This window comes from Ferrimonas sp. (assembly GCF_048263965.1).
Classification (GTDB): Bacteria; Pseudomonadota; Gammaproteobacteria; order Enterobacterales; family Shewanellaceae; genus Ferrimonas.
This window is the reverse complement of the sequence record NZ_JBLXDO010000023.1, coordinates 1-12,225: the sequence shown is the minus strand read 5'-3', so window position 1 is coordinate 12,225 and position 12,225 is coordinate 1. Positions and strand designations below refer to the sequence as shown.

Below are 12,225 nucleotides of genomic sequence, written 5' to 3'. Positions count from 1 at the left end.
GATTCACTATAGGGAAGGGAGCTTGCCGGGGATATCGACATCTTTGGGTCGTATGTTTTGGAAAACAGAACGATAATAACCAGAAACCCTTAACACTTGAGCTGTCGATGACCCTGCTGACCGATACTGGCCGCATCAGCCTGAAGATGCTGCGTTACTTCGATGGGGTGGCCCGTCACCTGCATTTCGGCCGGGCCGCCGAGGAGATGTGCATGTCCAAGTCGGCCCTGAGCACTCAGGTTCGGGAACTGGAGCAGATCCTCGGCACCACGTTGCTCAGCCGTGAGCATAAACGGGTGACGCTGACCGAGACCGGGCGGCTGTTGCGGCAGGAGTGCGGCCAGTTGCTGGCGGCCATGGAGCGCTCTCTCAACGAGGTGCGTCAGGCTGCGCGTGCCCGCGGGCACAGCCTCACCATAGGCATCATCAGCTCTGCCCTGTGGGATGGGCTGTTCGATGCCATTGAGCGATTGCGTCAGCAGTGTCCGGAGCTGTCCATCCAGTTCCTGGAGCTGGCGCCTTCGGAACAGCGTCAGGCGTTGATGGACAGAAAGATTGATCTTGGGCTGTGCCGCATCGGTGACCGCCCGGCCATGAGCCCGCTGCAGGTGAAGCCAGTATTGGAGGAGCCGTTTTGGGCAGCCTTGTGGCAGGGACACCCCTTGGCCGATGAGTCCGAGGTGTCGCTGAGGCAACTGGACCGGCAACCCCTGGTGGGGTTTGATCCTGAGCATTCGGGCACCACCGCCAGCCTGATGGAGCAATGTCGGTTAACGGGGATCAGCCTGCCGCTGCGTTTCAAAGTGCGCGAGCCCCAGACCATGATGGCCTTTGTGGGGGCCGGCCAGGCGGTGGCTGTGGTGCCAGAGTGCTTTCGCCGTCAGCATTGGCACCGGGTTCAGTTCCTGCCTCTCAAAGAGCCGTTGGCGGCGGATCTCTGTGTGGTGTTTGATTCCGCGGCCGGTCATCCACTGCTGCAGCCCTTTATCCAGGCCCTGGAGGCGCAGCGGAGCTGATTTTCCCGTCATGAGTGGGTATACTTTTGCGCCTTAGCGACCAATATTGAACGGAACCCCATGACTCTGGAAATCGTCATCCTTGCGGCGGGCAAGGGAACCCGCATGCGCTCCTCTCTGCCTAAGGTGCTGCACGGCATCGCCGGCAAGCCTATGGTGCAGCATGTTATCGATGCGGCGGCGGCCCTCTCCCCCGTGGCCACTCACCTGGTGTATGGCCATGGTGGTGAGCTGCTGCAATCGGCCCTGTCCCATAATCCGGTGAACTGGGTGCTGCAGGCGGATCAGCTGGGCACGGGTCATGCGGTGGATCAGGCGTCCGGTGACTGGAGCGACGACAGCAAGGTGCTGGTGCTCTACGGTGATGTGCCGTTGATTCGCACTGAAACCCTGGAGCGACTGCTGGCGGTGCAGCCTGACAATGGCATCGGCCTGCTGACCGTCAATCTGGATGACCCCAGTGGTTATGGCCGCATCGTTCGTGATAACGGCAAGGTCAGCGCCATCGTCGAGCACAAGGATGCTTCCCCGGAGCAGTTGGCCATCGATGAGGTCAACACCGGTATCCTGGTGGCCCCAGGGGGTGCCCTCAAGCGCTGGTTGGCCAACCTGTCCAACGACAATGCCCAGGGCGAGTACTACCTCACCGACGTCATCGCCATGGCCGCCGCCGAAGGTGGCGTGGAGACCGCCCAGCCCGAGACCGCCATCGAGGTGGAAGGGGCCAACAACCGGGTGCAGCTGGCCACCCTGGAGCGCGCCTTCCAGGCACGTGCCGCCGAGCAGGCGATGCTTGCCGGTGCCACCCTGGCCGATCCGGCCCGCTTCGATGTCCGTGGTGAACTGACCGTGGGTCAGGATGTTTTTATCGACGTCAATGTGGTGATCCAGGGTAAGGTGGAGATTGGCAACAACGTTACCATTGGTGCCGGTTGCGTACTCAAGGACTGCCGCATCGGCGATGGTTCCGTCCTCAAACCCTATACCCTGGTTGAAGAGGCCAGCGTCGGTGAGATCTGCACCGCGGGTCCTTTTGCCCGTCTGCGTCCCGGCGCCGAACTGGTCCACGACAGCCACATCGGCAACTTTGTTGAGATGAAGAAGGCGACCCTGGGCAAGGGGTCCAAGGCCAACCACCTGGCCTACATCGGTGATGCCAAGGTTGGGGAGAAGGTGAACATAGGCGCAGGCACCATCACCTGTAACTACGACGGGGCCAACAAGCACCTGACGGTGATAGAGGATAACGCCTTTATCGGTTCCGACAGCCAGTTGGTGGCGCCGGTGACCGTTGGCAAGGGCGCCACCGTGGCTGCCGGCTCCACCGTCACCAAGGACGTGGGCGAGGGAGAGCTGGTGCTGACCCGCACCAAGCAGCGCCACATCAGCGACTGGCAGCGCCCGGTGAAGAAGCCGAAGTAGTATTTCAGTTTGATTAAGAAGCGGCCTTTAAGGCCGCTTTTTTATTGGGGTCTCTTGCATATTTCGTAACCTAACTTATACTTCGAAACTTTCGTTGCGAAACTTTTAGGTTGTCATGTCGAAACGTAATACCCAACAACGGCGCCATACCATCATCACTCTGCTCAATGAGCTGGGGGAGGTCAGTGTGGAAAGCCTGGCCCGGGAGTTTCAGACCTCTGAAGTGACCATCCGCAAGGATCTCGCCACCCTGGAAGCCAGCGGTTTGCTGCTCAGACGCTACGGCGGCGCGGTGCCTGTGCCCCAGGAGATCGTCAGTGACGATCCGGCCCATAAAGTTTCCAAGCGAAAGTTGGCCATTGGCCAGGCCGCGGCGGCGCTCATTGGTGACCACCAGAGGATCATCATCGACTCCGGCCGAACCACCGCTGCCATGATCTCCCAGCTGGGCAGTAAGCGTGGCCTGGTGGTGATGACCAACTCCCTCAACAGCGCCAACGCCATTCGTGAACTGGAGAACGAGCCCACCCTGCTGATGACCGGCGGCACCTGGGATCCTCACTCCGAGTCGTTCCAGGGGCAGGTGGCGGAGCAGGTATTGCGCTCCTACGATTTCGACCAGCTGTTTATCGGCGCCGATGGCATCGATGTTTCACGTGGAACGACCACCTTTAATGAGCTGATTGGCCTCTCCAAGGTGATGGCGGAGGCGGCCCGCGAAGTGGTGGTGATGGTGGAGTCCAACAAGGTGGGGCGCAAGATCCCCAACCTGGAACTGCCTTGGGAGAAGGTGAGCGTATTGATTACCGACGATGAGCTGTCCGATGAGGCGACGGCTCAGATAGAAATTCATGGAGTCCGGGTGATCCGGGCTTCCAGCCAAAGTTAATGGAGAAACGATTATGTGTGGCATTGTAGGGGCGGTAGCCCAACGTGATGTGGCCGAGATCCTGGTAGAGGGTCTGAAGCGCCTGGAGTACCGCGGTTACGACTCCGCCGGTATTGCGATCATCAACGACGGCAGCGAGCTGTCCCGGATTCGTCGTGTGGGCAAGGTTCAGGAGCTGGCCAACGCCCTGGCTGAGCAGCCTCTGAGTGGCGGCACCGGCATCGCCCACACCCGCTGGGCCACCCACGGTGAACCCAACGAGCGTAACGCCCACCCTCACCAGTCCAGCGGCGACATCGCCGTGGTGCACAACGGCATCATCGAAAACCACGGTCCCCTGCGCGAGCGCCTCAAGGGACTGGGGTACGTATTTGAGTCTGACACCGACACCGAGGTGATCGGCCACCTGGTTCACCATGAGCTCAAGTCCCACGACTCCCTGCTGGCGGCGGTACAGGCCACGGTGAAGCAATTGGAAGGCGCCTATGGCACGGTGATCACCGATCGCCGTGACCCCTCCCGGGTGGTGGTGGCTCGCTCCGGCAGCCCCCTGGTGATCGGCTATGGTGTGGGTGAGCACTTTATCGCTTCCGATCAGCTGGCCCTGTTGCCGGTAACCCGCCGTTTCGCCTTCCTGGAGGAGGGGGACGTGGCCGAGGTGACCCGTCGTGAAGTGAACATCTTCGACGCCGAGGGCAACCCGGTTGAGCGTGAGGTGAAGGAGTCCGAAGTGTCTCACGAGGCCAGCGACAAGGGGCCTTACCGTCACTACATGATGAAAGAGATCTACGAGCAGCCTCTGGCTCTGCAGCGTACCCTGGAGAACCGCCTCCAGGCCGGCATCGTTGCCCCCGATGCCTTCGGCGAAGGGGCCGATGAGCTGCTGGCCAATGTGAAGCATGTGCAGATCATCGCCTGTGGTACCAGCTACCACGCCGGCATGGTGGCCCGCTACTGGCTGGAGCAGCACGCCGGGGTTTCCTGCAACGTGGAGATCGCCTCCGAGTTCCGTTACCGCAAATCCCATGTGTTCCCCAACAGCCTGCTGGTGACCATCTCCCAGTCCGGTGAAACCGCCGATACCCTGGCTGCCCTGCGCCTGGCCAAGGAGATGGGCTACGAGTCCAGCCTGACCATCTGTAACGTACCCGGCTCCTCTTTGGTGCGAGAGTCCGACATGGCGTACATGATGAAGGCCGGTGCCGAGATCGGCGTGGCGTCCACCAAGGCGTTCACCGTGCAGCTGGCGGCCCTGTTGATGCTGACCGGCGCCATCGGCCGCCACAACGGCATGGATGAGACCAAGCTGGGCAACCTGGTGCACAGCCTGCAATCTCTGCCCACCAAGGTGGAGCAGGCCCTGAGCCTGAACGAAGAGATTGAGGAGCTGGCGGAGGATTTTGCCGATAAGCACCACGCCCTGTTCCTGGGCCGTGGCGATCAGTACCCCATCGCCATGGAGGGTGCCCTGAAGCTGAAGGAGATCTCCTATATCCACGCCGAAGCCTATGCTTCCGGTGAGCTGAAGCACGGTCCGCTGGCGCTGATCGACGCCGACATGCCGGTGATTGTGGTGGCGCCCAACAACGAACTGCTGGAGAAGCTCAAGTCCAACGTGGAAGAGGTGCGCGCCCGTGGTGGTCTGATGTACGTCTTCGCCGACAAGGAAGCCCAGTTCGAGTCCGACGACACCATGAAGGTGCTGCCGGTGCCACACTGTGATGAGTTCATCGCCCCGGTGATCTACACCCTGCCCCTGCAGCTGCTCTCCTACTACGTGGCGCTGATTAAGGGAACCGACGTGGACCAGCCTCGTAACCTGGCCAAGTCCGTGACCGTAGAGTAAGACCTAAGGTTGGAGAAAAGGCGCCCAAAGGGCGCCTTTTTTGTTGGCTTGGCCGCGGACTATCCTTTGAACTATGGATTCCGATCCCCATGCGCCCCTGTGGCGTCACGTCACCATCCGTTGTTACCGGGAGCTGAATGACTTCCTGCCCGTCGCATCCAGGGAGCGTCGTTTTCAGTTCAGATTCAGTGGCCAGGCCTCTCTGAAGAGTGTGCTGGAAGGGGCTGGCGTGCCCCAGGCTGAGATCGATCTGGTTCTGGTGGGTGGCCATCCGGCGGCACTGGACCACCCCATTACCGGGGGCGAGCGGCTGGAGGCGTTTCCTCTGCTCGAATCGCCGGCCCTGGATTCATTCACGCCTCTGCGCCCCAGGCCTTTGCCCGACACCTTTATCTTGGATGTGAACCTGGGCCGACTCGCCAGACTGTTGAGATTATCCGGCCTGGACTGTCTCTATCGTCGTGACTTGGACGATGGTGAGATTGTTCACCTGGCCGGCGAGCAGGGGCGGGGCATCCTGACCCGGGACAAGGGGATTTTGCATCGAAGTGCGGTGATTCACGGATACTGGGTTCGCAGTACCGATCCTGAGCGACAGCTGATTGAGGTGATCCATCACTTTGGTCTCGAGCGGCGGCTCAGGTTCTTCAGCCGCTGCATCCGCTGCAATGGGCTGTTGCACACCATCAGCCGGGACGATGTTCGTGATCGAGTACCCACCGGAGCCTGGCGGGAACATCGGCACTTCTTTGTCTGTGACGGCTGTGGTCAGGTCTACTGGCGTGGCAGTCACTATAGATCCATGACCCAGACTCTGACGCGGTTGGGGTTACTGTCGAAGACGCAGGGGCCAGAGAGTGGCCCCTGAAGGGGTTAGGACTTAGGCGCCATCTGGGTACGCAACCAGTGTTGCGCCCTGTCCAGGGCATCCATGGCTGGGACCTTGATGTCCGGTGCGACCCCGGAGCCTTCCCAGTTGAGTCCATTGGCGGAGACCACGGGTTTCATCAGGGAGAGTCGCAGCACCAGACGGTCGGTCACCTCCCGGACTCCTGCGTAGAAGCCGGCGCCACCTGTGTTGTCACCGATGACGGTTGCCCTGCCCCCGGCCTGCATGGCTGAGACAAAGAGTTCAGAGGCGCTGGCGGTGTTATCGCTGGTCAGCAGCACTATGGGCATTTTCTGCTGAAAGCGCGACAACTCAACAGGTTCGGCGTTGACCACATCCAACAGTTCATGGTCACGACCATAGAGTCGCCACAGTTCGGCGCCCTCCTTGAAGAAGTGACTCAGCAGGTAGCGCGCCAGATCCGGCGAGCCGCCTACGGTGTCTCTCATGTCGATGATCAGCGCGTCAGCCCGGGAGAGAAACCCCAGGGCCTGTTCCACCACCCCTTTGGCGTTCGGGTTGGGATGAAACTTGTTGAACTTGAGGTAACCGATGTTGCCCGCAAGGTAGCTCACCTGTTCGAAAGCATAGTTGTGGGTCAGCTTGCCGGGCGGATGGCTGAGTATGTGGCTGGCCTGAACTTGAGGCTGTTTCACATAGAGGCTGACGTGGGCATCTCCGGTGATCAGTCGGATCTCCTGCCCCAGGGTCTGAGCGAACTGGTCCAGTGTGGTGATCTGGTCATAGTGGCCAGCGTTGCGGCGGGCTTTTAGGAAACTCTCCACCTCGTCCACCCTGTCCGGGTTTAGGTAGTGATCCCTCATTACCGTCAGGGTCTGGGTTATCAATGGATCGATGGCGTCTGCCGTCAGTTTCTCAGACGACGCGGCAAAGGCCGGCAGACAGAACAGGAGCATCAGAAACAGTATCAGTGCCCGGGACATAATCCGGGCGAGTTTTTTTTTCAAAGTCATAAGTCACCAAAGTAGTAAGACAGATACAAGGAGCCACGCTCATCAAGGTGGCCAGGGTCCGGGCTGTCGGTGTTCAGACTTCGAAGGTGAGTCGGCTGCGATAGAGCAGGTTGGATTCTCGCCAGCCTGAGACTCTGCTGGGAGGCCAGGCGGTGACCTGGAACCAGGGGGGCGGCAGTGGCTGGGGAGTCAGGTAGCCATTGGCGGTCAGGGAGTGAGCTTGCCACGGCTGGGGTAAGGTCGGCTGTTCGTCTCTGTCGAGCTGACGAGGATGATTGAAGCTGGAGGCTCTGGGGGGCACCGCAGACACCAGCACCTTTGCTTGCTCCGTCTGCTGCCACTGCTGTGGACTGCTGATCCCGCCGTGATCCGGTGTGTCGGCCAACAGTAGGGCACACAGCAGCACCATCAACATGGTTAGCATGCCGCTGGTCAGCTGTCTCTGAATGCCTGATGCCTGGGTCACAATCGTCTCACCTCAACGGGTTACTTCTTCAGCATGGGGGGCCTCGGCCAGGATTTCAATAGCAGACTGGATTCGATAGAAAGCGCTTATCCTGACCATAAAAAGGTTTCGTTTTACTCCACAAGGCTTCGGCCTCACCATGCCGCCGATCGCCGGGAATGGGTCCTGGTGGCGACAGGGTGAGGTTGGAGAAGGTAGTGACCGAGTCTGTGTCCTCCCGGGTGGAATCCGGGGTACTGGCTCCCATCGGGGGGCTGTTTCTGTTTGCTGTGGCAACCGGCTATCTGATGAGTCTACTGCCCTTGTCGATCCCCGCGCTGAAGATGCCCGGTGAGATGGCCGCCTGGCTGGCCAGCGCCCTCTATGGCGGGCTACTACTGGGAGCGCTGTGGGTTGAGCCGCTGATCAACCGTTTGGGGCATCGTCTTGCCCTGATGCTGTCCTTGCTGCTGCTGTCCGCCACTGTGGCTGCCATGGCTACCCTGCCCCATCCGTTCCTTTGGTTGGTGATGAGGCTGCTGGCGGGCATGGCCACTGCCGGGGTGTTTGTGGTGGTGGAGTCCTGGTTGCTGTTGGTGGAGGATGAGCGCCAGCGGGCTGGCCGGCTCGGTCTGTATATGGCTGCTCTCTACGGAGGCAATGCCCTGGGTCAGTTGATGATCAATCTTCTGGGGTTCGAGGGGGCCTGGCCGATGCTGATGGTGATGGGGCTGATGTTGCTGGCAACAGTGCCGCCTCTGCTGAGCCGGGCCAAGGTCGGTTCGAGCGTCGAGGCCGAGTCTCACTCAGCACCTCTCTCCCTGAAGAGCCTCAGTATGCCTTCGATTTTGGGCTGCCTGATCTCCGGGTTGGTGTTAGGGCCACTCTATGGACTTATGCCGGTTTACCTCCATCAGCAGGCGCTGGTGTCAGAGCTGACCGGGGTGATGATGGCTCTGTTGGTTCTGGGCGGGATGGCGGTACAACCCCTGGGAAGTTGGCTGTCTGCTCGCTTTAGCAAGACCCTATTGATGGCTCTGTTCAGCCTGGCCGGGGCCATGGCGGCGGTGGTGCTGGTGTTGGCATCCACTCCCTTTGAGTTTGGCCTGGGGATGCTGCTGTTGGGGGCTTCGGCCTTTGTCCTCTACCCGGTGGCCATCAATCAAGCCTGTGAGGGGCGGGCCTCGGCTCAGATCGTCCGCATCACCCAGTTGATGCTGGTCAGCTACAGCCTGGGTTCGGTTGTGGGCCCCTTACTGGTTCAGGCCGTCGGTGCCCTCTCCATCGGGTTGCTTCAGTATCTTGGGGTGATATTTCTGGCCACCTCGCTCTATATGCTGGTCAGTGCGGCACGCCGCACTCCCGCCATCATGGAGCCGCCTGCTGGAATGGAGTGAGACCCTGTTCTGTATCTGGGTTCGGTGCTACCGTGGAGAGAACAGAGTAATGGCAGGGACAGCGTATGACCAAGCTGCACAAGGCGTATATCGGCGGCCAGTGGCTGGCGGGTGACCAGGGAAGCTTTGAGGTGGACGACCCCGCGACCGGAGAGGCCGTGGCCACCGTGGCCGATGTGAGCCTGGAACAGGTGAATCAGGCCATAGAGGCGGCGGACCAGGCCTTTCAATCCTGGCGCCGCCTTTGTGCGCAGGAGCGCGCCGACAGGGTGTTGGCCTGGTACCACCAGGTCCGGGACAATCGGCAACGGTTGGCGGAGATGATCACCCTGGAGTCGGGCAAACCGATCGTCGAAGCCATGTCCGAGGTGGACTATGGCGCCAGCTACCTGCGCTGGTACGCCGAAGAGGCGGTACGAGTCCATGGTCAGACCCTCCCTACTCTGCCCGGTGGCCGACGTCCCATGACGTTAAAGCAACCCGTGGGGGTGGTGGGTGTGATCACGCCCTGGAACTTTCCCCTGGCGATGATTGCCCGCAAAGCGGCGCCGGCGCTGGCGGCGGGCTGTACCCTGGTGATCAAGCCTGCGGCGGAAACGCCCCTGACTGCGCTGATGTTGGCCGAACTTGCCGAGCAGGCGGGGCTGCCCTGCGGGGCGATCAACCTGGTACCCGGCACCGATGCCGCTGCCATAGGACGGCGCCTGTGCACCCACCCCAAGGTTCGCAAGCTCTCCTTTACCGGTTCAACGGCTGTGGGAAAAATCCTGATGGCCCAGAGCGCTCAGGGGATCCAGGGGCTGTCGTTGGAGCTGGGGGGCAATGCCCCCTTCCTGGTGTTTGATGATGCCAACCTGAAGGCGGCGGTGGAGGGACTGATCGCCTCCAAGTTTCGAAACAGCGGACAGACCTGCGTCTGCGCCAACCGCATCCTGGTTCAGCGAGGCATCTATGACAAATTCATCGCACGACTGAAAACCCGTATGGCCTCCCTGACCCTGGGCCCGGGCTCCCTGCCTGGTGGCGACCTGGGCCCATTGATCAGCGACCGGGCCATCGCCCGAGTCGAGGAGCTGGTCGAACAGGCGGTGGCGGCCGGTGCGGTTCAGACCCTGGGGGCCGGTCGGGTCGGAGGGGCAAGCCGGTACTACTCCCCTACTCTGTTGGAGTCGGTGACCCCGGAGAACCCCATCTGGTCTCAGGAGATATTTGGTCCCGTTGTAGCGGTGACGCCATTCGACAGTGAAGAGGAAGGGATTGCCCTGGCGAATCACACCGAGGCCGGGCTGGCCAGTTACCTCTTCAGCGATACCCTTTCCCGGGCAATGCGGGTGGCCGAGTCTCTGGACTTCGGCATGGTGGGCATCAACGAGGGGATCATCTCCAGTGCCACCGCCCCCTTTGGCGGCATCAAGAGTTCAGGCCTGGGCCGTGAAGGCGGTCAGGAGGGGATGGATGAGTACCTGGAGACGAAATATCTTTGTCTCGGAGGCATGGGGTAAGTGTGATCCGGCTAACGGTTGTTCCACGTACCTAGCATACCTGGTTCTCAATTAATAATGGTTTGTTAGAAAAAACTGATATAATCCGCACCGAGTTGTAAACATGGAAAGGTTTTGCAGTTATGGCCCCTCGTAATAGCGATGCGCAAGCCAAGCCCATAAAGGTGCAGGCGGCGGATCCCCGCAAGATGGACAGGTTCAACCCCCGTAATCGGATCTACGTTCGAAAATCCCTAGGTCAGTGGACCACCTTGCGCCGTCAGATGGGCTGGGTCTTCATGATCCTGTTCCTGGGCATGCCCTGGCTCCCCTGGGGGGAACGCCCCGCGGTGCTGTTTGAGCTGGCCCAGAGAAAGTTCTATGTCTTCGGCCTGGTGATCTGGCCTCAGGATCTGCTGCTGTTGGCCTTCCTGTTTATGATTGCCGCCTTTGCCCTGTTCTTCTTTACCACCTATCTGGGCAGGGTGTGGTGTGGCTATACCTGTCCGCAGACGGTGTGGACCTTCATCTTCATCTGGATTGAGGAGAAGATGGAGGGCGGTCACAACAAGAGGATTAAGCTGGATAAGGCGCCCTGGAGTGTCGACAAAATCAAACGCAAAGGTGCCAAACATGGATTGTGGCTGCTGGTGTCACTGATCACCTCTCTGACCTTCGTCTCCTACTTCTACCCGGCCACTGAGCTCTACCTGGACTTCTTTACCGGCAACGCCAGTGGCGGCGCTTACTTCTGGGCCGCTTTCTTTACCCTGGCCACCTACGGCAATGCGGGCTGGATGCGGGAGATCATGTGTCTGCATATGTGTCCCTATGCCCGCTTCCAGTCGGTAATGTTCGACAAGGACACCTTCTCCGTGGGGTATGACGCCACCCGAGGCGAAACGCGTGGCCCGCGAGGTCGTAAGCAGAACCCCAAAGAGATGGGGCTGGGAGATTGTATTGACTGCAATCTCTGTGTTCAGGTGTGCCCCACCGGCATCGACATCCGTAATGGCCTGCAGTATGAGTGCATCAACTGTGGTGCCTGTGTGGAGACCTGCGACGATGTGATGGCCAAGATGGGCTACGACAAGGGGCTGATCGCCTACACCACCGAGCGCAAGCTCGAAGGGGGCAGCAGCAACGTGATGCGTCCCAAGCTGATAGGCTATGGCATCGCCATGGCGGTAATGTGTGTGGCTTTCGGGGCGATGGTCAGTGCCATCAAACCCCTGGAGGTGGACGTCATCCGCGACCGCAACATGCTCTACCGTGAAACCAATGAGGGACTCATCGAAAACGTCTATACACTCAAGGTGCTCAACAAGAGTGAGGCTTCGGTAACCTTCGACCTGAAGGTTGAGGGGCTGGAGGAGTATGAGTGGGGTGGGCCTCAGCAGGTGGTTGTGGGCGGTGGCGAGGTCGCCAGTGTTCCTGTGGCCCTGTCGGTGGACCCCTACTATCTTAAAGATGCGGTTATCGATATCGACTTCGTTGCCAGCGGCGATGTGGACCAGGCCTTGGTTACCGACACCCAGGGTTCCCGTTTCATCAGTGTGAGATAAAACGGATAAAAGTGTAAGAAAACGGGCCTTGTGCCCGTTTTTTATTCGAAAGGAATATTTTTATAATTTTCCTCTTGCGTAACGAATTCAGCTCCCTATAATGCGCTCCCTGTCGACGGGGCAAAGCGGGTCATCAAACACCGCGCTGAGCAAAACGTCGACACCCGGAAAAACCTTTAAAAATAGGGCTTGACGGGGGATGAGGAAAGCGTAGAATGCGCAGTCTCAGCAACGAAAACAACGTTGCACTGCTCTTTAACAATTAGTCAGACAATCTGTGTGGGCACTCGCGCAGGATTGA

10 protein-coding genes are annotated in these 12,225 nt (G+C 59.9%); 8 read left to right on the top strand and 2 right to left on the bottom strand.

Features of this window, described 5'->3' with window-relative positions; translation table 11 throughout:
- Nucleotides 1-107: 107 nt before the first annotated feature.
- The 5 genes from ACN0RV_RS16505 to ACN0RV_RS16485 all read left to right on the top strand — a co-directional run bounded on the left by ACN0RV_RS16505 (nt 108) and on the right by ACN0RV_RS16485 (nt 6,041).
- A complete protein-coding gene (locus tag ACN0RV_RS16505) occupies nt 108-1,016 on the top strand; it encodes a LysR substrate-binding domain-containing protein (RefSeq protein ID WP_417349297.1) in 909 nt (302 codons plus the stop codon).
- A 60-nt stretch (nt 1,017-1,076) separates the two neighbouring features.
- Nucleotides 1,077-2,438 (top strand): bifunctional UDP-N-acetylglucosamine diphosphorylase/glucosamine-1-phosphate N-acetyltransferase GlmU, encoded by a 1,362-nt coding sequence (gene glmU / locus ACN0RV_RS16500; protein ID WP_417349295.1) that lies wholly within the window; start codon nt 1,077-1,079, stop codon nt 2,436-2,438.
- A gap of 115 nt (nt 2,439-2,553) precedes the next feature.
- The gene (locus ACN0RV_RS16495; RefSeq protein ID WP_286340971.1) at nt 2,554-3,327 is read left to right on the top strand and encodes a DeoR/GlpR family DNA-binding transcription regulator; all 774 of its coding nucleotides are present in this window, start codon (nt 2,554-2,556) and stop codon (nt 3,325-3,327) included.
- Between the two features lie 13 nt (nt 3,328-3,340).
- Nucleotides 3,341-5,173, top strand: coding sequence for a glutamine--fructose-6-phosphate transaminase (isomerizing) (gene glmS, locus ACN0RV_RS16490; RefSeq protein ID WP_417349293.1), 1,833 nt, complete (start codon nt 3,341-3,343; stop codon nt 5,171-5,173).
- Between the two features lie 73 nt (nt 5,174-5,246).
- Nucleotides 5,247-6,041, top strand: coding sequence for a Mut7-C RNAse domain-containing protein (locus ACN0RV_RS16485; RefSeq protein WP_417349292.1), 795 nt, complete (start codon nt 5,247-5,249; stop codon nt 6,039-6,041).
- Between the two features lie 5 nt (nt 6,042-6,046).
- On the opposite strand, the gene ACN0RV_RS16480 is transcribed toward ACN0RV_RS16485, so the two are convergent.
- Together ACN0RV_RS16480 and ACN0RV_RS16475 are read right to left on the bottom strand one after the other, a co-directional pair.
- On the bottom strand, nt 6,047-7,030 hold the full coding sequence (locus tag ACN0RV_RS16480) for a S41 family peptidase (RefSeq protein ID WP_417349290.1): 984 nt from the start codon (nt 7,028-7,030) through the stop codon (nt 6,047-6,049).
- Between the two features lie 79 nt (nt 7,031-7,109).
- Complete coding sequence (locus ACN0RV_RS16475; protein WP_417349288.1) at nt 7,110-7,502, bottom strand: hypothetical protein; 393 nt, start codon at nt 7,500-7,502, stop codon at nt 7,110-7,112.
- 197 nt (nt 7,503-7,699) lie between these two features.
- Here ACN0RV_RS16475 and ACN0RV_RS16470 point away from each other — a divergent pair, with 197 nt between their 5' ends.
- The 3 genes from ACN0RV_RS16470 to ccoG all read left to right on the top strand — a co-directional run bounded on the left by ACN0RV_RS16470 (nt 7,700) and on the right by ccoG (nt 11,924).
- The gene (locus tag ACN0RV_RS16470) at nt 7,700-8,878 is read left to right on the top strand and encodes an MFS transporter (RefSeq protein ID WP_417349286.1); all 1,179 of its coding nucleotides are present in this window, start codon (nt 7,700-7,702) and stop codon (nt 8,876-8,878) included.
- Nucleotides 8,879-8,943: 65 nt separating this feature from the next.
- Complete coding sequence (locus ACN0RV_RS16465; RefSeq protein WP_417349285.1) at nt 8,944-10,380, top strand: NAD-dependent succinate-semialdehyde dehydrogenase; 1,437 nt, start codon at nt 8,944-8,946, stop codon at nt 10,378-10,380.
- 122 nt (nt 10,381-10,502) lie between these two features.
- Entirely contained in the window at nt 10,503-11,924 is a 1,422-nt protein-coding gene (gene ccoG / locus ACN0RV_RS16460; protein ID WP_417349283.1) for a cytochrome c oxidase accessory protein CcoG, read from the top strand.
- Nucleotides 11,925-12,225: the final 301 nt, after the last annotated feature.